Raw genomic sequence first — 20,982 nt, 5'->3', positions numbered from 1 at the left:
GTTGCCGGCGCCAGCGGTCAGCCCGGACGGTGCGGCCTAACCGGCACGGCCAGCACGACATGCAACCGCTCGCCCATCTGATCCAGCTTCGTGATGTAGCCGTTCGTCTCCAACGCGTCCAGGAGCGCCGGAAGCGGCAGGCCGGTCTCGCTGCTGCCGCATGCGCCGCTCTCACCGATGGTCATCAGATCCGCGATGCAGATCCGGCCGTGGGGTTTCAGCACTCTCCGCATTTCCTGAACGGCGAGCAGAATCTGGCTGCCCGTCAGATGGCGCAGGGCAAAGCTGGAGACGACGAAGTCGAACCTCCCGTCCAGGTAAGGCAGCGCGAGGAAATTGCCCAGCCTCGTCTCCACCTCGGGAAACTTGCGACGGCACGCCTTCAGCATTTCCTTCGACTGGTCGACGGCCGCCATCGCCGCTCCCGCTTCAAGGCACAGGCCGGCCAGGTTCCCCGTGCCCGTCCCGATGTCCAGTCCCCGCTCGCCACGGACCGGGGCCGCGCGTTTCACGATCAGACGCAGCGCTTCATCGTAATCCGGATACTTCGTCTTGTCTTCCCGGACGAGCCGGTCGTGATCGCCGGCAAGCTCGTCGAACCCCCATCGGTCCTCCCAGGCCCGCTGCTCCCGGAGTATCCGCGAACTTTCCGCCAACTGATAAATGTCGTCGATCGGCAGCGTCCGGTTCTGCCGGAGCGTCTCGATCATGCGGTCGGCCGTCTCGATCATCTGCTTCATTTCGACCCATTTGGCGAACATGACGGACCGCTGCAGCTCAAGCAGCTCCATGAGCCTGCCCTCGTCTTTCGCGTCGATCTCGGCGAGCGCCGTCCGGATGTCGGCGATCGGCATGCCCGCTTCCCGCAGGGCGACGATCGTCTGCAGCCGCCAGATGTCCTCTTCGCCGAACTCCCGATACCCGTTGTGCTGCTGTCTGGACGGCGAGAGGAGGCCCTGTTTTTCATAGAACCGGATCGCCCGCTGCGAAATGCCGAGCCGTTCCGCGGCTTCTTTGATTTTCATGAGACGTCCTCGCCTCCCGCGCTTGACCTTCCACTTGCGTCAAGGTTTAGTATAGCGCTCGAAGGAGGAGGTTGTCACAATGAAATTGCTGATCAAAGGCGCCACGATTCTGACGATGCGGCACGATGCGCCGTTCACCGGGGACATCCTGATCGACGGCAGCCGGATCGCGGACATTCAGCCGGCCATCCGGGACGCCGGGGCCGATGAGGTCATTCATGCCGAAGGAATGGCGGCGATGCCGGGGCTGATCAACGCCCATCAGCACACCCCCATGAGCTTGCTGCGGGGCTTCTCCGACGATCTGAAGCTGATGGACTGGCTGGAGAAGAAGATGTTTCCCGCCGAAGCCCGGATGACACCCGAAGACATTTACTGGGGCGCGAAACTCGCGATGGCCGAAATGATCCGCTCGGGCACGACGGCATTCGCCGACATGTACATCCACATGAACGAAATCGCGGCGGCGGTGGAGGAAACCGGGATGCGCGCCTCGCTGACCCGCGGGCTTGTTTTCACGGAGGATGACGGCGGGCGGCGCATGGCGGAAGCGCTCGATCTCATCAAGCGGTGGAGCGGCAAGGCCGAAGGCCGGATCACGACGATGCTGGGTCCGCATTCGCCGTACACCGTTCCGCCGGAGCTCTGGCGCGAGGTGATCCGGCTGGCGGAGCAGGAGGACATCCCGATCCATACCCATCTCGCGGAGACGGTGGAAGAAGTTGCGTTGATCCGGGAGCGGTACAATCAGACGCCGACCGAATATTTGTACCATCTCGGGCTGTTCGAGAAGGCGCATGTCCTGCTCGCCCACAGCGTCCATCTGAACCGGCGGGACATCGGATATTTGAGGGGCATGCGGGGCGGCGCGGCGCACAATCCGATCAGCAATCTGAAACTGGGCTGCGGCATTGCGCCGGTGTCGGAGATGACGGAACAAGGCATCGCGGTCGGGATCGGCACGGACGGCGCGGGCAGCGCGGCTACGCTCGACATGTTCGAGGAGATCCGGGCCGCCGCCTGGCTGCAGAAGCTGGATTACGGCGACCCCGCGAAACTGCCGGCCATGGAGGCGCTGCGCATGGCGACGGCAGGGAGCGCTTCGGTGCTCGGAATTGCGGATGAGGTCGGCACGCTGGAAGCCGGCAAGAAAGCGGACCTCATTTTGATCGATCTGCGAAAACCGCACCTGCAGCCCGTCCACAATCTCCCTTCCCTGCTCGCGTACTGCGCGGTCGGCGCGGACGTGGACACGACGATCGTGAACGGCCGGGTGCTGATGCGGGGCCGGCGGCTGCTCACGATCGACGAGGACGAGCTGCTAGCTCAGGTGTCGAAGCGGGCGCGGCGGATCGTGGAAGGGATTTGAGACGCGTAACTTCCAATTGCTGTTTGAAGCTTCAAATGTGAAGATCGATGAAGTTTTCCATATGTCGTGATCTTCTTCGTTGAAGAAGACACCTTGTCCGTGACGACGCTGGTATTTCTTCTCCGACACACCCGTCCATTATGATCCGGATGTGACGCGGATTTATCAAGACGGCACGGCGGTCGACGGCTGGTATTGAACCGAACGCGCAGACCCCCCGCCCCTGAACGGAGGCGAGGGGTTATTTTTGTGCCTTTTCTTTGTAGTATCGTTCGACCGCTTCCCGGACGGGATCTTTGCCGGGCAGTTTGCTGTTGATGCGGATGAGCAGAATCAGGTTGAGGATGAGCAGGATCAGGATCAGATAGGTCATCACGGCACCCTCCATTGCGGTTTCTTGTTCGTTTGACACTCACCTTTACGTAAGTACCTGGCCCAAAAGTGCGTACTTCCTTCATTGCAGCAGACCCTTTATACTCGGGGACACATCCAGTTCTTGAAGGAGGCCTTCACTTTGAAAACTCTTGTCATCGTTGCGCACCCGAACATCGAAGCATCCGTCATCAACAAGCGATGGGTGGAAGAACTCCGAAAATACCCGGAGAAATATACGGTTCACGAATTGTACAAGGCTTATCCCGACGGAAAGATTGACGTCGGACAAGAACAAGCACGGGTGGAAGCGCATGGCAATCTGGTGCTCCAGTTCCCCGTTTATTGGTTCAACTGCCCGCCGCTCCTCAAAAAATGGCTGGACGACGTGCTCGAATACGGATGGGCTTACGGCTCAAAAGGGGATAAAATGAAAAATCGCAAAGTTGCTTTGGCGGTATCTGCGGGTATCCGGAGAGAGGATTACAGCGAAACAGGCAGATACCGGTACACGCTGGAACAAATTCTCGTTCCGTTCGAAACAACGTTCCGGTATTGCAGCGCAAATTATCGCTCGATCTTTGCGCATTACGGCACAGAAAAGGAGCCCGGCGGCAATGTGCCCGGCGCCGAGCATGAATCGTCCGCGGACGCGTTGGACCAAAGCGCGAAGGATTATTTGAGATTTATCGACAAGATGTAACCGGCGGCTTTACCGTACGCTCCCCCGTTCGGGCAAACGGTTGTTTTCTCCCCACTCGCACATCATGTTCAACAAAGGAACGAGGGAGCGTCCGCGCTCCGATAACGAGTATTCGACTTTTGGCGGGACCTGGGGGAATTCCTTTCGGATGATCAGGCCGTCGGCCTCCAGTTCCTTCAGCATGACGCTCAGCGTTTTGAAGGAAATCGTGCCGATGCTTCGTTTCAGCTCGTTGTGCCGCATGACCCCCTGTTCGGCCAGCTTGTACAAGATGATCATTTTGTATTTGCCGCCGATTAACGATAACGTGTAGCCAAAGCCGGTATTTTTCAGGTCTACGCCCGTCGGTACACAGGTTTCGCGTCGCACGGGTTGCTCTCTCCTTTGATGGCAGTACAAATGCAGGGCTTTCATTTTTCCTTGAAAGCAAACAGGATGGACAATACCGTTCCGAAAACCGTTGCTGCAGCAGCCAGGTACATAAAGAAAATTTCGCCTTGAAAATGCGACAGCATGAGCAGAAAAATGCCGGGCAGGGTGAGTTGAATGCCCAAAAGCAGAAACTTGTTGCTAAAGGATTTGGGATAACCGCGATAAATCCCCCAACAAACGATAAGGCAGAGGATGAGATCACCGATAAAGCCAAGCCAGGTTCCTCCTGCTGTGATCTCAATCCGATTTTACCAAAAACGGGATGTCCCAGCCACGGCAGGCTGATGACATCCCGCAAGCGAACGTTCGGCATCACACATCCGTCAAAACACCTTCTTCGTCTCCTGCTCCGCCTTCAGCAGCTCGACCGCCTCGCGGAACCGCAGCGAGTGGACGATCTCGCGCTCGCGGAGGAACTTCAGGCTGTCCTGGAGATCGACGTCGTCCGTCTGGTCGATGAGCCACTGGTAGGTCGCCCGCGCTTTTTCCTCCGCCGCAATGTCCTCATAGAGATCCGCGATCGGATCGCCCTTCGCCTGAATGTACGTCGCCGTCCACGGCACGCCGGCCGCGTTGTTGTAGAACAGCGCCCGGTCGTGGTTCGAGTAGTGGGGACCGAGTCCCGCCGCTTCCAGTTGCTCGACGGTCGCGTCTTTTGTCAGTTTATAGACCATCGTCGCGATCATCTCGAGATGGGCAAATTCTTCCGTGCCGATGTCCGTAAGTAATCCGATTACCTTGTCCGGGATCGTGTACCGCTGATTCAGGTAGCGGAGCGCCGCCGACAATTCGCCGTCCGCGCCGCCGTACTGCTCGATCAGATATTTGGCCATCCGCGGGTCGCATTTGCTGACGCGGACCGGGTATTGCAATTTTTTCTCATAAATCCACATCGCCTGAAGTCCCTCCTTGACCGGTTGTCGGCTCGCCGGCTGGCGCTACACTTGCCACGGCCACGGCGTGTTCGCCCAGTCCCACGGATAGCGGGAAAAGCTGTGGCCGAACTGCAGGAGCGGCCCGTACCGGCTCTCGTAAACTTGCGCGACTTGCTGCCGTCGCTGCGCGAACTGGTTGAACTGCTGCACCGCCTGCATGTCGTAAGGATGCGTGTCCAGATAAAGCGTCAGCTCCACGAGCACGAAATCGAGCTGCTGCAGCTCTGTCAGGAGCTGATAGTACGCTTCGTCCGGCTTATTCCCGGCGCTCATTGCGCTTCCGCCCTCCCTTCCAGCATGCGGGATTCATACGGACTGTAAAGCGCCGGCCACAGCGTGCCCCGTTTCAGCGCTTCCGCGGGCGAGAACTGCGGCCAGTTCGGCGGCTGGTACGGGATGAACAAGTTCGGCGGCACAAGATACGCCTTGACGGTGATCGGCGGACAAGGGTCGAACGGGCCGACGAACGGATGCCATTTCCGAACCTGATTCAGCTGGTCCAGGACGGTTCCCTCCTCACATCACAAGACTGCTCCAATTAATAGGTATGCAGCACGAAGCGGCGGCAGACGCAAAAAAACAAGGCCCTTGTCCGCGGGAATCATCCCGAATCGGACAAGGGCCTGTGCAATGGCAACGATCAGAGCCGGATTTTCAATTGGAACAGTCCCGCCTTGCGAGCCGCCATGAAAATGATGACGACGAGCGGACCGAGAAACACGCCGATGACGCCGACGAGCTTCAGCCCGACATACAGGCTGATCAGCGCGGCCAAGGCGCTGATGCCGATGGAATCGCCCAGCACCTTCGGCTCGATGATGCGGCGGAAGACCGTGATGAAAAGGAACAGCACGATCAGGCCGATTCCCGTGTAGTAATCGCCGGTCAGGATCAGGTACGACCCCCACGGAACGAGCACCGAGCCGGTGCCGAGAATCGGCATGATGTCGACGATGACGACGAGCAGGGCGATCGCCATCGGATATTTGACCCCGAGCAGAAGAAACCCGCTCAGCGTAATGATGTACGTCAGCGCGCTCAGGATCAGCTGCGAGCGCAGAAAACCGAAGATCGACCTGCGCAGATTGTCCAGCACTTCTTCCACTTGCTTGCGCGATTCCTCGGCGAAGATCGAGAGGAACGACGCTTTCATCGTCGGCAAGCTGTAGCTGAACATGTACACGGCCACCAGGAAGACGATGAAGAAAATGAACAGGTTCGGAATCTCGCCGGCCAGGCTGAGGAAGAGGCGGGACAGACTGGTCGCCGCCTGCGTCAGGGTGCCGGTCAGACCCGCCAGCCAATTCTCGATCTGGGCTGCCGTATCCGGCGGCAAATGCTCGTATAGCGATCTTGCATCGTTCAATGCGTCCTGGAAGTACACGTTCAGGTTGCTGACGTAGCCGGGCACCCGGTTCCAGAACGCGACAAGTTCGCTCACGATGCGCGCGCCGAGCAGCGCGATCAGGCCGAGCAGTACGATGGTGAACACCGTGCTTGATATCGTCCCCGCCGCCACCCGGTTGAGCTTGCCGCGTGACACCCGAATGAGCAGCGCGGTGAGCGGTTCAATGAAAATCGCCACGACCAAGGCAAGCAGAAACGGCGCGCCGACCGTGAAGAGCAGATACAGCAGTCCGAGTCCCACCGCGATCATGATCAAGGTGCGTACCGGCATGTCCGTTCATCGACCTCGCTTTCCACAGGTTGTTTCCGTTGCCGTCTGTCGGATACGCACCTGGTCAAGCATCCGCCAGCGCCCGGCGGGTGGTGAAATCGACATCGGCATAATACATCGATTTGACGAGCAGATTCGGTCCGCAGCAGCCCGCTTCCGGGCAGTGGCAGTTCACGCTGCGGGCGAGCGGTCCGTTCAGCCATTTCGCGAAAATGTCGTCCAGCCGTTCCTCGCGGATATTGCCGAATGCCGGAACATCCGCGAAGTCCGTCACGAAGACATCGCCCGTAAATACATTCACATTGAGCCGGTTGCGGCCGTCCGGATCGTTGCGCACCGTGACGCCTTCAGTCTCGGCAAGCCGGCGCGCAAGCCGGCGCTCCTCCGGATCCGGGCTGCACGCATAGAACGGCAGCGTGCCGAACAGCATCCAGACGTTCGGATCGCGATGTTCGATCAACTGCTCGATGGCGGCCGCCATCTCGGCGCGCGACAGCATCGGCAGCGAAGCGGCGAAGGCGCTCGGATACATCGGATGGACTTCATGCCGGCGGCAGCCCATCTCGACGATATCGCGGTGAATGCGCACGATGTCCCGGTGCGTCCGATAGTTGATCATCGACTCGGCGGACACGAACAGGCCGCCCTTCGCCAGCCTCTGCGCGTTGTCCACCATCCGCTCGTACAGACGGGCGGCCGTCTCCCGCGACGGCGGATGGGGCGAAGCGCCGAAGGTGATGCGGTGAAACTCTTCCACCGACGTGTAGTTGTAGGAAATGTGCATGACGTCGAGCCAGGGCGCGATCATCTCGTATCGGCCGTAGTCGAGCGTCAGGTTGGAGTTGAGCTGCGAGCGGAGATTGCGGCTGCGCGCGTACTTGAGCAGCGGCACGATATATTCGCGCACCGTCTTCTCCGAGAAGGACGGTTCCCCGCCCGTGATGCTGATCGTCTCGAGATGTTCGACTTCATCCAGTCGTTTCAGGATGAGATCGATCGGCAGCTTCTCCGGTTCGCTCATCGCAAGCGTGTATCCGACGGCGCAATGCTCGCAGCGCATGTTGCACAGGTTGGATACGGTAAATTCCACGCTGGTCAGCACATGCCGTCCGTAACGGCGGAGCGACCGGATCGGATCCCACGGATCGTATTCCGGCGACAGCTCCGGCAGTCCGGCGGATGGTGCCGCCAAGCGGTCTGCATTGATGTTCATGGTTAGCCCCTATTGAATGTTCTGCTTGAATCTATTTTCATTGTACTGCCCGGGAGGCATCCCATGCAAATGGGCCCCGCCGGACCGTGCAAACCATCGGATGCGATGCGCTTCCTCTACGGATGCGGCATCCGCAAGCTCGGCCGCGAGCACGTCGCGGATGAATTCGGGAAGATAGAGCCGGATGTCCGTGCCGAGTTTCAACGATTCGTACCCGATGCCGAACGTGAACATGTCGATTGTGCCGACCGTGTAGAGGCGGTCATCCCGGAGCGGCTCGGTTCCCGCCGTCACTTCGCGCAGCTTGCCGAACGGCGGACCGTCCGGATCGTACACGATCCGGAGGCCGTCCACGGCAAGCGTGCCGAGCCGCTCACCGCGGAAGCCGAAGCCGCGGATCGGGCGCTCGATCCATTCGGCCAGCAGCGCCTCTTCCAGCGCCTGCCGGATGTGCCGGCCGGTGAGCGTCATCCGGCACGGGTTGATCGGCGAAGGGCAGATCGCGTGCAGCCGGCCGGTCGTCACGCCGCCGGCGGGAAGTCCCCCGAGGATCTGCCCCGCGTTCACGAGGCCGATCTCCGCGCCGGTATGGCGGCGAATGGCCGCGGCCAGCAGGTTCGGAAGCGGCGATTCCCGATCGTCGAACGCCTCGAGCGGCGCGGCGAGCACCGCTTCAACGCGGCTCAGCGCGGCCTCGGCTTCGGCGAGCCCGCGGGCGATCACGCCGGCCGCTTCCGGCCGTTCAGCCGCCTCGGCCATGGGCACGACCGACGCGCGGAAGGCGAAACCGCGGCCGTCCGCCCGGCGGTCGATCTCGACCCGCCCCAGATAATCTCCGAACTTCCCGGTCGCAAGAATGACCGTCTCCCCGATGACGAGCGGTTCCTCCAGCAGATGATGCGTGTGGCCGCCGAGTATGAGATCGATGCCCTCGATCTCCTCCGCCAGCCGACGGTCCATCGGCAGGCCGAGATGGGACAGGACGATGACGATGTCCGCTTGCGGCCGGAGCCGTCTGACCTGTTCGGCCGCCGCTTCGACCGGATCGAGCATCCGCCAGCCGAGCTCGATGTAGAAATCGCGGAACGCGGCCGTCACGCCCGTAATGCCGAAGGTGATGCCGCCTTTCTCCACGAAGACGGCCGGCTTCATCCACGAAGGCCGGCCACCGTCCGATTCCCGGATCATGTTCGCGCATACGACCGGAAAATGCGCATGCCCGCCGTACAGTTCGTCCAGCGCGTCCATCGTCCATGAGAGGCCTTCGTTGTTCCCCAGCGTCACCGCATCGAACGCCGCCTCGTTCAGCAGCTCGATGTTGACCCGGCCGCCGGTGCCTTCCGTCTCCTTCCGCATCCGGTCCATATGGTCGCCCGCATCGAGCACGAGCAGCCGGTCCGCGCCGTACCGGTTCCGGGCCTCCGCAATATACGCCGAAAATTTCGCAGCTTGTTCCAGCCGGCTGTGCAAATCGTTGCTGTGCAGCAAGAGCACCGTGCCGGGTTGTTGTGGGCCGTCAGCACGCATGGATCATGAATCCTTCCCCTCATGGTCAACGTGTTACCGGGATCATCCCCCGATCTGGGACATCCGCCGCTCGGTCGGCACATGGCTCTGCGCTTCGTCCGCCAGTTTCGCCGCCATTTCGTGGTTTTCCGGCTTGATCGCCATGGCACGCAGGAACAGGCGGCGCATTGCTTCGGGGTCGCCGACCGCGGGCCTGACGTACAGTTCATCCACCCAATACAGGCACGGTTTCAAATGGCCGTCGGCCGTCAGCCGCAGCCGGTTGCAGTTCTTGCAGAAATGGTCGCTGACCGGATGGATCAGGCCGATCGAGCCTTTGCCGCCCTTGATGCGATAGTTGTCCGACGGGCCATTGCCTGCCGTGCGGCCGCCGGGCTCGAGTTCGAATCCGGCTTCGCGCGCCAGCTCGAGTACCCGCGTAAGCGGCAAATAATAGTTCTTCCATTGTTCATCGGCATGCCCGATCGGCATGTACTCGATGAACCGGACATGCAGCGGTTCATCGCGCGCGAGTCTCAGGAACGAGACGATCTCGTCCTCGTTCACGCCGCGGAGCAGGACGCAGTTCAGCTTGATCGGATCAAAGCCCGCGCGCGCCGCCGCCTCGATGCCTTCGAAGACGCGGCGCAAATCGCCGCGCCGCGCGATCATCCGGAACCGCGCGGGATCCAGCGTATCGAGGCTGATGTTGACGCGGGAGACGCCCGCCCGCCGCAGCGCTTCGGCCTGATCTTTCAGCAGCAGGCCGTTCGTCGTCAGCGAGATTTCTTCGATGCCCGGAATTGCGGCAAGCCGGGCGACCAGCTCGTCCAGCCCTTTGCGGACAAGCGGTTCGCCGCCTGTGATGCGCAGCCGCGCAATCCCGAGCGAAGCCGCCGTCCGCACGACATCCTCGATCTCGTCGAACGTCAGCAGCGAGGACGGGTCGGCGAATTCCACGCCTTCCTCCGGCATGCAGTAGAGGCAGCGCAAATTGCAGCGATCCGTCACCGATATCCGCAAATAATTGTGTACGCGCCCGAAGCGGTCCGTCAGAACGCCCGTCATCGCCGCACTCTCCTTGTCCTCACGCAGGCCGGTTCCCGTCTGCAAGACCGGTCACGTGCGCCGCGAATCTTTACAAGTTCTAGTTTATCACTTCTCCTATAAATATGATATGCTATTCAGTAACCAACACACACCATTGGACGGGGTTGACGATATGGAAGTGCAATGGACGGTCCGCCTGTTCGCGGGGCTGGCGGAACGGCTGGGAGGAAACGAGGTCCGCGTATCGTCAGCCGAAGGCGGCATGACGGCCGGCAAGCTGAAGGCGCTGCTCGCCGAGCGGTTCCCTTCGCATGCCGGGCTGATCCATGCGTCGTTCGTGGCGCGCAACGAAGTGTACGCGGCTGACGATGAGCCGCTCGAATCCGGCGATGAGCTGGCGCTGCTGCCGCCCGTTTCCGGCGGCGCGCCGGAGAACGCCGGCGAGGACGAGCTGGCGTCGGAGGACGGACGTTTCATCCTGACGTACAAGCCGCTTGACGCGGACCGCATGCTGTCGCAGGTGATCGTGCCGGAACACGGCGCCTCGCTTGTCTTCGTCGGCACGACGCGAGAATGGACGAACGGGCGGCGCACGGTCCATCTCGAGTACGAAGCCTATGCGCCGATGGCGCTGAAGACAATGCGGCAAATTGATGATGAGATTGCCGCGAAATGGCCGGGCACGCGGTGCGCGATCGCCCATCGCCTCGGAACGGTTCCGATCGGCGAAGCGAGCGTCGTCATCGCCGTGTCGGCGCCGCATCGCGCCGGCTGCTACGAGGCGAGCCGGTATGCGATCGAACGGTTGAAACAGATCGTGCCGATCTGGAAGAAGGAGATCCGGGAAGACGGGTCGGAATGGATCGGAGAGCAGCAGGAGTCCTGGAATCCGACGGCTCCCGCCGCCGAGTAGGAGAGAATGCGCATGTCCCCCTCGTCAGAACGATATGCCCGCCAGGTTCGCTTTTCCCCTTTTGGCATGGAAGGTCAAAAGCGGCTCGCTCAAGGGTTTGCGGTTGTGGTCGGAATGGGCGCGCTCGGCTGCGTCATCGCCAATCACCTGGTCCGCGCCGGAATCGGCCGCATTCGCCTGATCGACCGCGACATCGTGAGCTGGAGCAACCTGCATCGGCAGCTGCTCTATACGGAAGCGGACGCGGAAAGCGGCGTGCCGAAGGCCGAAGCCGCGGCCGCGAAATTGCGCACGTTCAACCGTCAGGTCGCCATTGAAGCGGCGGCGGTCGATCTGAATTCCGGAAATGCGGAATCGCTGCTGGCCGATGCCGATCTGATCGTGGACGGGACGGATCATTTCGGCGTCCGGTACCTGATTAATGATGTCGCGGTCAAATTCGGCATTCCGTGGATCTACGGCGGCGCGGTGGGCGCTTCCGGCATGACGATGACGATCGTGCCGGGCGAAACGCCGTGCTACCGCTGCCTGTTCCCGTCGCCGCCGCCGCCCGGCTCGACGGATACGTGCGAAACGGCCGGCGTCCTGCCGCCGATCGTCGATCTGATCGGTTCGCTGCAGGCGATGGAAGCGATCAAGCTGCTCGGCGGGTATAAGGAACAGCTCCATGGCGCATTGCTTCACGCGGATCTGTGGAAAACGGACTTCTCGAAAATGAAGACGGCGGGCGCGCGGCGAGCCGATTGTCCCTGCTGCGGAATTCGCCGGTTCGACTATCTGGAAGCGGTCGTTCGCGGAAAATCGGAAGCTGTCCTGTGCGGACGCGAAACGGTGCAGATTGCGCCGGCCGAGCCGCTGCAGCTTCATCTGGACGAAATGGCGGAACGGCTCAAGTCCGCGGGCCGCGTCGAGCGGAACCCCTGGCTGCTGCGGCTGACGCTGGAAGATGGCATCACGCTCGTCCTGTTCCCGGACGGGCGCGTTCTGGTGCAAGGCACCGGTGATCCGGATCTTGCAAGGCGCATTTACGACCGCATCCTGGCTCCCTGACTCGGTTATTGTCAATTGGTGGATTAGCTGATACGATGAAAACATCGGATTTTTTCAACTTCCAGGGATGCACGAAAGGTGATGATATGCAGGTCCACGTTGCTGATCTGAGAAGCGGTGATGTCGTCAGCCGGGATATTTTCAACGCATACGGTCTGTTCGTACTGCCTGCCGGCACGCAATTGACAGAATCGGAGATCGCGAAACTGTTCCAACACCAGATCGACTATGTCGATATTGAACCCCGAAACAGCGGCACCGGGAACGCGCCGACGGCCATGCGTCTGAAACCGATGTTCGAGTCGGCGGTAGCGGGCAGCGAATTGCTGTACCGGGAAGCATTGGATTCGGGCGTCGTCTGTGAGGAACAAATGGATGAGGTGTTCCGGCCGCTCACCGACCGGCTTCCGGAAGAACGGGACGTCGTCTCGATGCTGCTGCTCAACTCGGAAGCGGAATATACCTTCAATCACTCGGTCCAGGTCGGCATGCTGGCCTACTACATCGCCAAATGGCTTGGCTGGAGTGAAGAGGAAGCGCTTACAGTCAGCAAGGCGGGATTTCTGTGCGACATCGGCAAATGCCGGATTGACCCGGCGCTGCTCAACAAGACCGATCCGCTGACGGAAGAAGAATACCGCATGATCCGGAAATATCCGATCTTCGGATACGAAATCGTCAAACGTTCGTTCAAAAATGAACTGATGGCCAAGGCGGTGCTTCAGCATCTGGAGCGGATGGACGGTTCCGGTCATCCTTACGGCATCAAGGGCGAGGACATTCATGAAGCGGCGCGCGTCCTTGCCGTCGCCGACGTCTGCAGCGCAATGATCTCGACGCGGACGTACCGGGAACGCCGCGACCTTCTGCACGTGCTGCGGGAATTGCACCGGCTCAGCTTCAATGAGCTCGACCCGACGGTCGTCCATACGTTCATCCGCCGGCTGCTGCCGTTCTTCGTCGGCAAGACGGCCGTCCTGTCCAACGGCGAGTCCGGCGTCATCGTCATGACGAATCCGACCGATTTCTTCCGCCCGCTCATCCGGTGCGGCGAGACGTTCATCGACGTGTCCCGCCAGCAGGGCGTCGAAGTCGTCGACATCGCCATGTAAGCCTGCGAAAGCAAGCCCTGCGTCTGATGCGCAGGGCTTCTTGCTTCTGGTTTCGTGTTATGGGATGCGTTTCGCAAACAGGAACGTCTCTTTCCAATACGGCTTGTTGATGTTCGTGATCTGTACGCCGTCCTGCGGCAGCGGGCTGGAGTGGATCATTTGCTGGTTGCCGATGTAGATGCCGACGTGGCCGACCGTCGTGTCGTTCTTGAACCGTCCGGGGACATAGAAGTAGAGCAGATCCCCCTGGCGCAGCTTGTCCCGGGCCACCTCTTTCCCCAATCGTGCCTGCGCCCGGGCCGTCCGGGGCATGTCGACCCCCTGTTTCGCGAAAAGGTACTGGACGAACGACGAGCAGTCGAACCGCTTCGACGTGGAATAATGCGCCGCGCCGAACTGGTACTTCACGCCAAGATAACGTTTCGCTTCCTTGATCAGCTCGGCACCGGCTGGCGAGGAGGCGTCGCCATCGCCATGCGCTGTCCAGGGGGCATGCGCCTTTCGGCCCTCCGCGCGGACAGCCGGGTCGTCGGCGAAATCTTGCGATGCAGCCGTGTCTTCCCGCTGCGGCTTCGGGAAAATCGCCGCCTGCACCGCGTCCACCGTGAAAACCGCTTCATCCCCGAACAGCTTCTTCAATTCGTTCGAAGGCACCAGCATGCGGCCGTCCATGAGTCTGGCCGGTTTGCTCATCGTCAGGGTGCGCTCTTCTTTCACCACTTCACGGGATTGATCCGTGATCGTCATGACCACATCGTGGTCGCCGATGAGCAGCGATTTGCCGTCTTCCGAATACTCCGTATGAAAACCGATCAAGCCGGCCATCTTCTCGGCGTCGGCGTAGGTTTGGCCGTCCAACTTCTCGAACGGAACAATCGCCCGGCCGAGTTCCAGAAGATGTTCGGCGTTGTTTTCCTCCAGGGCGGATTGACGGCCTGTCCCCTTTTGGCCCGGGGTGTTCGCTTGCTGGCGCCCGTCATGATTCGCGTTTTGCCGTTCGCCGCATCCGGCCACTGAGGCCGATATGAGCAAAAGAATAAGCAACAGCGCCAGCGCGCCTCTTCCTTGCCCTCTTCTCCAGGTACCTGCCATCTGCCTTCCTGCCCCTTCCTGACATGGTGTTGGCATTCCATAGGATGGTGTCGGAGAGGAGCGATTATGCGCCTGGCGTTCGGGCTTTCGGGTTTATTTCAGGAAGGCAACGAGGATTAACGGGAGAGAAGAAAGGGGGATGAGCAGGTTGTGACAGGAAAGATCAGGCCGGCCTCGCCGCCGGCTGCACGGCCAAAATGTTGTCGATCCGAAATGTCCGCGGCGCACCGGTGGTCATGCAGAACGCCCGCACGATGCCGCCCTGCACGCTGAGCACATGGATGGTGCGCTGCGACAGCTTGCCGTCGGCGGCGATGTATATGATCTCGATGCGCCGGCCCACATATTTGTGCATGCGGATCACCAACCGAACAGGTGTTTGGTTTTATTATACACGAACAATAGTTCGTTTATCAATGTCAGTTATTTCCGATATGTCCTGTGCGGTGCATAACCGTCAGCATTCGGTAAAAGTCGAGGCTTCCGCCTTCCGGCGTATCGACAATGCCGGCTTTCACGGCTGCATCCACCGCCTCTCTCGCCCACGCCGGCACATCCACGCGCGCCCGGCTTTCGAGTGTCTCAAGACGCTGCCGCAGTTGCGCCTGTTCGGCTGTCAGTTGCTCGATCTGCTTTTTCAGCTCCCCGATCATTTGCTTCTGCACCTCCGCTTCGGTGTCATAGCGCTTCAGATTATGCGCGGCGATGATATTTCTGAGTTTCTGCGCGTACTGCGGGTCCGTTGCATATCCGCACGCCTGCAGCATGTCCGCCTGCTCCTCCGGAGATTGTGCCGTTCGGACACCGGTGTATCTTTTGTTTTCGAACAGCAGATCTTGATCGCGGAAAAAATCCTCCACGCTGTCATACGCCCGGAACGCAGCCGTCGCGTCCACGCGCTTGCCGTCGTACACTTCCCATGTGCCTTTGGTGACGATCTTGCCGCGCCAGTACGGCGTGAGCTTGCCGCTGCCGACCTTGTAGCCGCCGAGGTTGTTCCAGGGCGGGATCTTCCAGCCGGTCTCCAGCCCCGACTGCGCGATCCGGACCGACGGGAAGATCGGCGAGCCTTCGATGCGGAGCTGGACGGCAATTGGCGCGATCTGTGCGATGAATGCGGCCGCGCTCATGCGCCATCACTACCCTTGCCTGCCGGCTGCTCCGGTTGACCAGGCGGTTCGACCGCTTTCCGCTGCATCTGGCCGGCGGTTGCCGCGACAAGGAAGCCGTTCGCGATGGCGAGCATGTACACGCGCCAGTCGGCTGGGTTGGCGCCGAGCGCGAGCTGCGCGGTGATGAGGATCGCGCTGGCGACGAAGACGGCATACAGATCCGTCGGCAGCCAACGAGCCGAGAAACGGTCGATGTAGCTCTTCGTATATTGCACAACGAAGTAGGTCAAAAGCGAAGCGCCCCCCATTGCGGAGAGCGCTTCCCAGGTGAACAGTTGATCGTTCATTATTCGGCCTCCAATCGATCCAAACGTTTATGCGCCTGCTTCGCGCTCTCTTCGACCCTTGTCACGCGCTCGGTGAGATCGTCAAACCGCTTGCCCTGCGCCCGCTGTTCAATCCGCAGGTCGTCCACCCCGCGTTTGATAAACTCGATATCGGCCTGCAAGCGGGCGTCTTTCGAAGCTTCGGTGGCCGTATCCTGTCTTACGGACCGCGACCTTCCGAGCCAACCGAGCACGATCCCGGAAATGGCAGCGGCGGCCGAGATGGCCGCCGTGATGGTGAGTCCGTCCATGTGGATCGCCTCCTGACTGAAGCGGGCTCTGCTTAGTCGGCAGAGCCCGGATATTCCGACTCCGGAATGGTTTGTTATAGTTTGTAAGTATTCTTGACTGCGGAATAGGTAGAAGCATTTTGATTCATCAGCTCCTGCCATGATGCCCGTAAATCTTGTTGATCAATAAAAGGGAGAGAAGAATGGTCAGCGCCAGAATTTACTTCTCTGATAACGCAGTTTCGCATCTCCTTAATCATATCGAAAATTTCCGATTGTCGTTCCGCAATATCCAACATCAAAGAGAGAATGTCTTGGTTTGTCGGACTACTACATTTTCCATCTCTCAGGATTTTAATTCTTTTTTCTCGTTCCATACGACGAGTATAATCCTCAGATGGTAGGATACGAAAACCTTTTTTCGTCGTCAGCAATCTCGCCTTTTTCATAAGATTAGACATTGATTATCACCGACCCGTTAACAAATTTTCGGGCATTATTCTTTGTCACAATTAGATATGTTCCTGATACCTGAGCATCGAACTCAATAGTAGCAATTCCTGATAAAGCTTTGACTTCAATCGTATCGTTACCACATGAAAAAATAACAATATTATTATATTCCTCATCTTGCACGTTCCCCAGATCTCGGCGATAAACCTTGGCAGTAATAATCCCGGAATCTGAATTGTACGATAGCTTGATCTCCCTATGCGGAAACGGCTTTTCTACAATATAACCATTGTCGTAAATCTCACGAATAAAATCCGTTCCCGTATCACTCTCAAAATATTCAGAACAAACAATCTCCACGCTAATCTTTCCTCCTTATTAAGGTTCGAGTGTATAGATAACAGTGTGACTAGACCCGCTCCATGTACCTTCATCTACTTCAATCTTTAAAGAGTTGTTAAATCGAATGTTTGCAAATACGTTTGGGCTACTATTCCCTGTACCAATAACGAACCAGCCTCCGGAATCTGTAGAGCTTGTAGCGTTTGCCCAGAAGGCTAGATTACCTGATACAACTACCCCATCAACAGTAATTCGTAAAACAATAGATTTAGAGGCCGGCCCAAGCACTACAGCAAGATTACGCATCACACCTTTTCCTGTAATGTTTAACAAAGTTTCCAGTGTATTAGAGCCATTAGTGCTCAAATACGCGACATTATAAGGCTTAATACTAGACGACCATTTAAGTTCGAGGGAATTAGAACCGTTGTTAATCAAATCAGTTTTCGCCTTAATCGCCGCTAACCGTCCAAACACAGTTGCTGTAGATGAACTGTCTCCTGTTGCACCGATGAGGTCAGTTTTTGTCTTTACTGCTGCCAAACGGCCAAAAACAGTTGAGGCAGATGAACTATCCCCGGTAGCTCCAATCAAGTCAGTCTTCGCCTTCACATCCGCCAGACGCCCAAAAACTGTTGTTGTACCGGCTGCATCGCTCGTCGAGCCGATCAAGTCCGTCTTGGCCTTGATTGTCGCAAACTTGCCAAACACCGTCCCAGCAGACGTGCCATCGCTTGTCGAGCCAATGAGATCCGTCTTCGCTTTGATGTCCGCAAATTTTCCAAATACTGACGCAGTACCTGATGCATCACTCACTGTACCGATCAGATCCGTTTTTCCTTTTACTGCTGCCAGCCTACCAAACAACGACGCCGTTGATGTACCGTCACCTGTCGTCCCAATAAGATCAGTTTTTGTCTTCACACTTTGCAAGGTCGGTAACAGAGTGTTCTCAATCGAACTTTCTGCTGCCATCACCTCAGCCAGACGTGCCACATCGTCTGCCGCAGCCGGTGCCGCTGCTTTAAACCTACCAACTGGATCGCGCTGGACAATTGTGTTCGGTGTAGCCGCAGACGTAGCACCATGTGCACCGCTGGTTGTGTTGGCATGAGCAGCAAGATCGGCTGTCTTCGCCACATCCGCCGCCACTTTCGATGCCGTAACCGCGCCATCAGCCAGCTTCTCCGTCGTGACTGACCCATCCGGGTGATCAAGTACAGCAGCAGATTTGTGGTCCAACAGATCTGCTGCATTGTCATTAATCTCCTGCCCAATCTGGTTCAAATCCTCCGGCTGCACTGTATCCCCCATCTGCCAATCCGTCTTCGCCATCAGATACCCTCCTTCACTTCAATTGACTGAATCATCAAATGATCCGCCGCAATCGGGATATAGACTATATTTGAGCTGATCACATTGTCCACCTCATCCTTGAGCTCGATCGACGTGACCAGCGACACATCCGCGGCAGGGATGAGATATTTCATCGCCAGCACATTGTCCGCAACCTGCTTGACTTCGAAATCCGTGATAACATATGTCCCATTCAGCACCACTTTCGCGACGCGGCTGTCAACGTATTCAGCCACGTCCTGCAAAAACGCAGTATCAATCATTTCACGGGCACCTCCGGTCCCAAAGTTGCGAATGGCGCGGCGCCGAGCTGCCACGAGCCGTCCAACTTGTAATTCCAGGTGACGTCCTGCACAGCGATTGACTCGACCAGCTCAATGTCATCTTGCAGCGCCGTATTCTGCTGATACACGATGTTGGCCGGAATGATCACCTTGACGGTATGCTCGACTTCCCGGAAAATCTCGGCATCGTCGATCGCTGTTGTAATGGTGAGCAGGAAATTTTGCACGTCAATATCCGCAACCGTCCGCCCGGGCCCGACCAACCGATCCAACTGCTCCTGCAAATAACGCAGCGTAAAAGGCGGCTTCGTGGAGTAACGGTTGATGATGCGGTTTCGCCGGAAGGCGACGGTCTCGACGGACGAGTCTGCCTGAATGCCCAGCATGCGCTCCCGGCGTTTCAATGCCCCCAGACTCGACGTCGTCACGAACTGGTCGTCCAACAGCCGCTGAACCGCAGCCGTTAGATCGACCAACTCGGCGCTTTCCGTCTTGTCCAGCTCCACAAAATCCTTGATCCGGTGATAAAACTCCGGCAAATACCCCAAAATCCGCCCAACCTCACGCATTGACAACCACCGTCCCGAGCACCGGAATCTCTTCCGCATCCAGCGTCACATTCGCCGCCGAGCCGTTCAATGTCGTCCCGGTCACGTCGATGACGCCCGGCACGGTGAGGATAGCCGCCTCGATCTGCGCTATGCGGACAATTAACTGCGACTCTCCCGCCCAAGCTTTGCGAAGCCCGAGCAGATAGGCCCGGGCGGCCTCCTCGATCGGCTCCTGCACCTGCCCGACACTCACACCGCCCGCCAGCGTCACGGTTGTCGCCACATGGACGGTCACCGGCTGCACCCCGGCAATGGTCACCCGGTGGCCGATCGGGGCCAGCCCGCTTCCCTGCCCGCTGCGTCCGGGCGGGTCAATCTCCTCCTGCACCGCAGCCACCAATGCGCCGGCCGGGGCACTGTAGTCGGAGGCGATAATCGTGCATTTCACCGTCCCGCCGCCCTGCCAGGCCGGAAACACCTTCACGCCGCCGACCCCTTCGATCGCGCCGATCTTCTGCTTGTAATCCGCGACATTCCCGCCGAACGGCGGTTCATTGACGGCCGCGTAATATCGCTGCCGGAGCGACTCGTCGTCCTCTTCTTCCTCTCCCGGCACAATGACCGTCGCCAGTTCAGCCCGCACCAGACCGGCAACATAATCGACCGGCAGCAGCGCGCCGTAGGGCTGGTTCCCGGCCGCTCCGGCTGTCTCGCACTCCAGCGCGTAAATTCCCGCACCGAGCTTGCTGACCACCGTATAAAACAGACCGCTGATGCCGAACCGGCTGCCAAGCGGCACATCGATCGGCGCGTCGCCTTCGCCGTAGAAACGGCCTACCCGCCTTGCCTTCACCGCCGGCTTGCGCTGAACGCCAAACTCGGCTGCGCGCCGGGTCAAATAATCGCCGCTCGCCGTATCGGCGAACGACAAATTGTAGTTGATGTCCAGCTCCGCATACAGCTGCGCAAGTTCGGCTGCCGCCGGCGCCAGAGCATCATAGATCACGCTGCCGGGACGCTTGTCCACATTGTCCGTCACCCGGCTCAACATCCGCTGCAAGATCGCCTCAAACGTCTGGGCTTCATACACGGAGCGTCACCCCCTCGCGAAATGTTCCGAACGTCGATACGACCGTGAATTGCACGTCCGCCGTCTCCCCGGAAAATACAATCTGAAAATCTGCCACGTCGTCGATCCGATCATCCTGGGTGAGCGCTTCGGTAATCCGACGCCGCAGTTCGGACCGGACGAGCGCGGGATCACGGCCGACCAGTCCCGCCAGCTCCACACCGTAGTCCGCGTCATAAATGATGTGCCGGAACCGTTCGGTCTGAAAAATTTTGAACACCGCCTGCCGGACCGCCTCCAACCCGTCGATCATCCCCGCCACGCGCCCGTGCTCCACATCCAGCCCCCAGGTGCGGGATGGCTGCTCGACCACTTCCATGCGCTGTGTGCCGAGGCTTCCGCCTGCCGGAATCATCCGCTCACCACCTTGTCCAAAATGATATATTTCTGACCGCCCTGAACCCGGAGCAACGCCACCCGGTCTCCGGATTTGAGGCCCGGCCGGATGACCGCCGGTTCCGTGAGTGCCGCGTCGGTTGTACCTCCGGATGCGGAATGGCTGTGGCTCAAGTCCAGCTCCAACTTCGTTAGCGACTCCGGCACCAGCAAAAAATCCGCATCGATGGTGAACCGTTGATCGACGTTCACCTCGAGCGGATCAGTCTTCGTCACGGTGCCCATCAGGACGGCAACCGGAGCCGCAGTCTCCATGGCGGTCAGGGCTGCCTGCCGGATTGCGTTCAGCATGA

Annotated in this window: 29 protein-coding genes; 5 read left to right on the top strand and 24 right to left on the bottom strand. The window is 59.1% G+C overall.

Features of this window, described 5'->3' with window-relative positions:
* Positions 1-17 precede the first annotated feature (17 nt).
* Positions 18-1,025, bottom strand: a complete 1,008-nt coding sequence (locus KJQ12_RS16450; RefSeq protein ID WP_213486100.1) for a MerR family transcriptional regulator — start codon at positions 1,023-1,025, stop codon at positions 18-20.
* A gap of 79 nt (positions 1,026-1,104) precedes the next feature.
* Between KJQ12_RS16450 and KJQ12_RS16445 the strand changes: the two genes are divergently transcribed.
* Positions 1,105-2,394, top strand: a complete 1,290-nt coding sequence (locus tag KJQ12_RS16445) for an amidohydrolase (RefSeq protein ID WP_213486098.1) — start codon at positions 1,105-1,107, stop codon at positions 2,392-2,394.
* Positions 2,395-2,635: 241 nt separating this feature from the next.
* Here the strand turns inward: KJQ12_RS16445 and KJQ12_RS19790 are convergent, their stop codons facing one another.
* Positions 2,636-2,767, bottom strand: a complete 132-nt coding sequence (locus KJQ12_RS19790; RefSeq protein WP_015255473.1) for a hypothetical protein — start codon at positions 2,765-2,767, stop codon at positions 2,636-2,638.
* A gap of 141 nt (positions 2,768-2,908) precedes the next feature.
* On the opposite strand from KJQ12_RS19790, the gene KJQ12_RS16440 reads away from it, so the two are divergent.
* The gene (locus KJQ12_RS16440) at positions 2,909-3,469 is read left to right on the top strand and encodes an NAD(P)H-dependent oxidoreductase (protein WP_213486096.1); all 561 of its coding nucleotides are present in this window, start codon (positions 2,909-2,911) and stop codon (positions 3,467-3,469) included.
* 9 nt (positions 3,470-3,478) lie between these two features.
* Here the strand turns inward: KJQ12_RS16440 and KJQ12_RS16435 are convergent, their stop codons facing one another.
* From KJQ12_RS16435 to moaA, 9 genes are all read right to left on the bottom strand, one after another.
* Positions 3,479-3,883: a winged helix-turn-helix transcriptional regulator gene (locus KJQ12_RS16435; RefSeq protein ID WP_244860656.1), complete on the bottom strand. Its 405-nt coding sequence runs from the start codon at positions 3,881-3,883 to the stop codon at positions 3,479-3,481.
* Positions 3,880-4,023 (bottom strand): hypothetical protein, encoded by a 144-nt coding sequence (locus KJQ12_RS16430; protein WP_157373574.1) that lies wholly within the window; start codon positions 4,021-4,023, stop codon positions 3,880-3,882. The genes KJQ12_RS16435 and KJQ12_RS16430 overlap by 4 nt, the downstream gene beginning before the upstream one ends.
* A gap of 201 nt (positions 4,024-4,224) precedes the next feature.
* Positions 4,225-4,794 (bottom strand): manganese catalase family protein, encoded by a 570-nt coding sequence (locus tag KJQ12_RS16425; protein WP_015255476.1) that lies wholly within the window; start codon positions 4,792-4,794, stop codon positions 4,225-4,227.
* A 45-nt stretch (positions 4,795-4,839) separates the two neighbouring features.
* On the bottom strand, positions 4,840-5,109 hold the full coding sequence (locus KJQ12_RS16420) for a spore coat protein CotJB (protein ID WP_213486092.1): 270 nt from the start codon (positions 5,107-5,109) through the stop codon (positions 4,840-4,842).
* Entirely contained in the window at positions 5,106-5,330 is a 225-nt protein-coding gene (locus KJQ12_RS16415) for a spore coat associated protein CotJA (RefSeq protein WP_213486157.1), read from the bottom strand. Before KJQ12_RS16415 ends, KJQ12_RS16420 begins: the two co-directional genes overlap by 4 nt.
* 146 nt (positions 5,331-5,476) lie before the next feature.
* Positions 5,477-6,514 carry a sporulation integral membrane protein YtvI gene (gene ytvI / locus KJQ12_RS16410; RefSeq protein ID WP_213486091.1) on the bottom strand — a complete coding sequence of 346 codons (1,038 nt, stop codon included), beginning with the start codon at positions 6,512-6,514 and terminating at the stop codon, positions 5,477-5,479.
* 64 nt (positions 6,515-6,578) lie between these two features.
* Complete coding sequence (gene yfkAB, locus KJQ12_RS16405) at positions 6,579-7,727, bottom strand: radical SAM/CxCxxxxC motif protein YfkAB (RefSeq protein WP_213486090.1); 1,149 nt, start codon at positions 7,725-7,727, stop codon at positions 6,579-6,581.
* 9 nt (positions 7,728-7,736) lie between these two features.
* Positions 7,737-9,254, bottom strand: coding sequence for a bifunctional metallophosphatase/5'-nucleotidase (locus KJQ12_RS16400; protein WP_213486087.1), 1,518 nt, complete (start codon positions 9,252-9,254; stop codon positions 7,737-7,739).
* Between the two features lie 42 nt (positions 9,255-9,296).
* The gene (gene moaA, locus KJQ12_RS16395; RefSeq protein ID WP_213486085.1) at positions 9,297-10,301 is read right to left on the bottom strand and encodes a GTP 3',8-cyclase MoaA; all 1,005 of its coding nucleotides are present in this window, start codon (positions 10,299-10,301) and stop codon (positions 9,297-9,299) included.
* 154 nt (positions 10,302-10,455) lie between these two features.
* Between moaA and KJQ12_RS19785 the strand changes: the two genes are divergently transcribed.
* The 3 genes from KJQ12_RS19785 to KJQ12_RS16380 all read left to right on the top strand — a co-directional run bounded on the left by KJQ12_RS19785 (position 10,456) and on the right by KJQ12_RS16380 (position 13,358).
* A complete protein-coding gene (locus KJQ12_RS19785; RefSeq protein WP_213486083.1) occupies positions 10,456-11,196 on the top strand; it encodes a molybdenum cofactor biosynthesis protein in 741 nt (246 codons plus the stop codon).
* Between the two features lie 6 nt (positions 11,197-11,202).
* Entirely contained in the window at positions 11,203-12,246 is a 1,044-nt protein-coding gene (locus tag KJQ12_RS16385; RefSeq protein ID WP_342344885.1) for a ThiF family adenylyltransferase, read from the top strand.
* Positions 12,247-12,332: 86 nt separating this feature from the next.
* The gene (locus tag KJQ12_RS16380; protein ID WP_213486061.1) at positions 12,333-13,358 is read left to right on the top strand and encodes an HD-GYP domain-containing protein; all 1,026 of its coding nucleotides are present in this window, start codon (positions 12,333-12,335) and stop codon (positions 13,356-13,358) included.
* A 57-nt stretch (positions 13,359-13,415) separates the two neighbouring features.
* On the opposite strand, the gene KJQ12_RS19685 is transcribed toward KJQ12_RS16380, so the two are convergent.
* The 13 genes from KJQ12_RS19685 to KJQ12_RS16315 form a co-directional block, all read right to left on the bottom strand.
* Positions 13,416-14,450, bottom strand: coding sequence for a C40 family peptidase (locus KJQ12_RS19685; RefSeq protein WP_244860655.1), 1,035 nt, complete (start codon positions 14,448-14,450; stop codon positions 13,416-13,418).
* 163 nt (positions 14,451-14,613) lie between these two features.
* Complete coding sequence (locus tag KJQ12_RS16370; RefSeq protein WP_213486058.1) at positions 14,614-14,805, bottom strand: hypothetical protein; 192 nt, start codon at positions 14,803-14,805, stop codon at positions 14,614-14,616.
* 64 nt (positions 14,806-14,869) lie between these two features.
* The gene (locus tag KJQ12_RS16365; RefSeq protein ID WP_213486055.1) at positions 14,870-15,580 is read right to left on the bottom strand and encodes a glucosaminidase domain-containing protein; all 711 of its coding nucleotides are present in this window, start codon (positions 15,578-15,580) and stop codon (positions 14,870-14,872) included.
* Entirely contained in the window at positions 15,577-15,909 is a 333-nt protein-coding gene (locus KJQ12_RS16360; protein WP_213486053.1) for a hypothetical protein, read from the bottom strand. The genes KJQ12_RS16365 and KJQ12_RS16360 overlap by 4 nt, the downstream gene beginning before the upstream one ends.
* A complete protein-coding gene (locus KJQ12_RS16355; protein WP_213486051.1) occupies positions 15,909-16,199 on the bottom strand; it encodes a hypothetical protein in 291 nt (96 codons plus the stop codon). Before KJQ12_RS16355 ends, KJQ12_RS16360 begins: the two co-directional genes overlap by 1 nt.
* A gap of 74 nt (positions 16,200-16,273) precedes the next feature.
* On the bottom strand, positions 16,274-16,639 hold the full coding sequence (locus KJQ12_RS16350) for a hypothetical protein (RefSeq protein ID WP_213486049.1): 366 nt from the start codon (positions 16,637-16,639) through the stop codon (positions 16,274-16,276).
* A complete protein-coding gene (locus KJQ12_RS16345; protein WP_213486047.1) occupies positions 16,632-16,991 on the bottom strand; it encodes a hypothetical protein in 360 nt (119 codons plus the stop codon). The genes KJQ12_RS16350 and KJQ12_RS16345 overlap by 8 nt, the downstream gene beginning before the upstream one ends.
* 18 nt (positions 16,992-17,009) lie before the next feature.
* Entirely contained in the window at positions 17,010-18,308 is a 1,299-nt protein-coding gene (locus KJQ12_RS16340) for a hypothetical protein (RefSeq protein WP_213486045.1), read from the bottom strand.
* Positions 18,308-18,592 (bottom strand): ketopantoate hydroxymethyltransferase, encoded by a 285-nt coding sequence (locus KJQ12_RS16335; RefSeq protein WP_213486043.1) that lies wholly within the window; start codon positions 18,590-18,592, stop codon positions 18,308-18,310. The genes KJQ12_RS16340 and KJQ12_RS16335 overlap by 1 nt, the downstream gene beginning before the upstream one ends.
* Positions 18,589-19,182, bottom strand: coding sequence for a putative phage tail protein (locus KJQ12_RS16330; protein ID WP_213486041.1), 594 nt, complete (start codon positions 19,180-19,182; stop codon positions 18,589-18,591). The genes KJQ12_RS16335 and KJQ12_RS16330 overlap by 4 nt, the downstream gene beginning before the upstream one ends.
* On the bottom strand, positions 19,175-20,254 hold the full coding sequence (locus KJQ12_RS16325) for a baseplate J/gp47 family protein (protein ID WP_213486038.1): 1,080 nt from the start codon (positions 20,252-20,254) through the stop codon (positions 19,175-19,177). Before KJQ12_RS16325 ends, KJQ12_RS16330 begins: the two co-directional genes overlap by 8 nt.
* Positions 20,247-20,648: a DUF2634 domain-containing protein gene (locus KJQ12_RS16320; RefSeq protein ID WP_213486035.1), complete on the bottom strand. Its 402-nt coding sequence runs from the start codon at positions 20,646-20,648 to the stop codon at positions 20,247-20,249. Before KJQ12_RS16320 ends, KJQ12_RS16325 begins: the two co-directional genes overlap by 8 nt.
* The gene (locus KJQ12_RS16315) at positions 20,645-20,980 is read right to left on the bottom strand and encodes a DUF2577 domain-containing protein (RefSeq protein ID WP_213486032.1); all 336 of its coding nucleotides are present in this window, start codon (positions 20,978-20,980) and stop codon (positions 20,645-20,647) included. Before KJQ12_RS16315 ends, KJQ12_RS16320 begins: the two co-directional genes overlap by 4 nt.
* Positions 20,981-20,982: the final 2 nt, after the last annotated feature.

Origin of the sequence: Thermobacillus xylanilyticus (genome assembly GCF_907165215.1) — a bacterium.
Classification (GTDB): Bacteria; Bacillota; Bacilli; order Paenibacillales; family Paenibacillaceae; genus Thermobacillus; species Thermobacillus xylanilyticus.
Note: the sequence above shows the minus strand (reverse complement) of the source record. Positions and strands in the feature narration are given on the sequence as shown.

Excerpts from the sequence above, each read along its gene's own strand:
- KJQ12_RS16450 (WP_213486100.1), bottom strand. The coding sequence starts at position 1,025 with ATGAAAATCAAAGAAGCCGCGGAACGGCTCGGCATTTCGCAGCGGGCG.
- KJQ12_RS16445 (WP_213486098.1), top strand. The coding sequence starts at position 1,105 with ATGAAATTGCTGATCAAAGGCGCCACGATTCTGACGATGCGGCACGAT.
- KJQ12_RS19790 (WP_015255473.1), bottom strand. The coding sequence starts at position 2,767 with ATGACCTATCTGATCCTGATCCTGCTCATCCTCAACCTGATTCTGCTC.
- KJQ12_RS16435 (WP_244860656.1), bottom strand. The coding sequence starts at position 3,883 with ATGAAAGCCCTGCATTTGTACTGCCATCAAAGGAGAGAGCAACCCGTG.
- KJQ12_RS16425 (WP_015255476.1), bottom strand. The coding sequence starts at position 4,794 with ATGTGGATTTATGAGAAAAAATTGCAATACCCGGTCCGCGTCAGCAAA.
- KJQ12_RS16420 (WP_213486092.1), bottom strand. The coding sequence starts at position 5,109 with ATGAGCGCCGGGAATAAGCCGGACGAAGCGTACTATCAGCTCCTGACA.
- ytvI (WP_213486091.1), bottom strand. The coding sequence starts at position 6,514 with ATGCCGGTACGCACCTTGATCATGATCGCGGTGGGACTCGGACTGCTG.
- yfkAB (WP_213486090.1), bottom strand. The coding sequence starts at position 7,727 with ATGAACATCAATGCAGACCGCTTGGCGGCACCATCCGCCGGACTGCCG.
- KJQ12_RS16400 (WP_213486087.1), bottom strand. The coding sequence starts at position 9,254 with ATGCGTGCTGACGGCCCACAACAACCCGGCACGGTGCTCTTGCTGCAC.
- moaA (WP_213486085.1), bottom strand. The coding sequence starts at position 10,301 with ATGACGGGCGTTCTGACGGACCGCTTCGGGCGCGTACACAATTATTTG.
- KJQ12_RS19785 (WP_213486083.1), top strand. The coding sequence starts at position 10,456 with ATGGAAGTGCAATGGACGGTCCGCCTGTTCGCGGGGCTGGCGGAACGG.
- KJQ12_RS16385 (WP_342344885.1), top strand. The coding sequence starts at position 11,203 with ATGCGCATGTCCCCCTCGTCAGAACGATATGCCCGCCAGGTTCGCTTT.
- KJQ12_RS16380 (WP_213486061.1), top strand. The coding sequence starts at position 12,333 with ATGCAGGTCCACGTTGCTGATCTGAGAAGCGGTGATGTCGTCAGCCGG.
- KJQ12_RS19685 (WP_244860655.1), bottom strand. The coding sequence starts at position 14,450 with ATGGCAGGTACCTGGAGAAGAGGGCAAGGAAGAGGCGCGCTGGCGCTG.
- KJQ12_RS16370 (WP_213486058.1), bottom strand. The coding sequence starts at position 14,805 with ATGCACAAATATGTGGGCCGGCGCATCGAGATCATATACATCGCCGCC.
- KJQ12_RS16365 (WP_213486055.1), bottom strand. The coding sequence starts at position 15,580 with ATGAGCGCGGCCGCATTCATCGCACAGATCGCGCCAATTGCCGTCCAG.
- KJQ12_RS16360 (WP_213486053.1), bottom strand. The coding sequence starts at position 15,909 with ATGAACGATCAACTGTTCACCTGGGAAGCGCTCTCCGCAATGGGGGGC.
- KJQ12_RS16355 (WP_213486051.1), bottom strand. The coding sequence starts at position 16,199 with ATGGACGGACTCACCATCACGGCGGCCATCTCGGCCGCCGCTGCCATT.
- KJQ12_RS16350 (WP_213486049.1), bottom strand. The coding sequence starts at position 16,639 with ATGTCTAATCTTATGAAAAAGGCGAGATTGCTGACGACGAAAAAAGGT.
- KJQ12_RS16340 (WP_213486045.1), bottom strand. The coding sequence starts at position 18,308 with ATGGCGAAGACGGATTGGCAGATGGGGGATACAGTGCAGCCGGAGGAT.
- KJQ12_RS16335 (WP_213486043.1), bottom strand. The coding sequence starts at position 18,592 with ATGATTGATACTGCGTTTTTGCAGGACGTGGCTGAATACGTTGACAGC.
- KJQ12_RS16330 (WP_213486041.1), bottom strand. The coding sequence starts at position 19,182 with ATGCGTGAGGTTGGGCGGATTTTGGGGTATTTGCCGGAGTTTTATCAC.
- KJQ12_RS16320 (WP_213486035.1), bottom strand. The coding sequence starts at position 20,648 with ATGATTCCGGCAGGCGGAAGCCTCGGCACACAGCGCATGGAAGTGGTC.
- KJQ12_RS16315 (WP_213486032.1), bottom strand. The coding sequence starts at position 20,980 with ATGCTGAACGCAATCCGGCAGGCAGCCCTGACCGCCATGGAGACTGCG.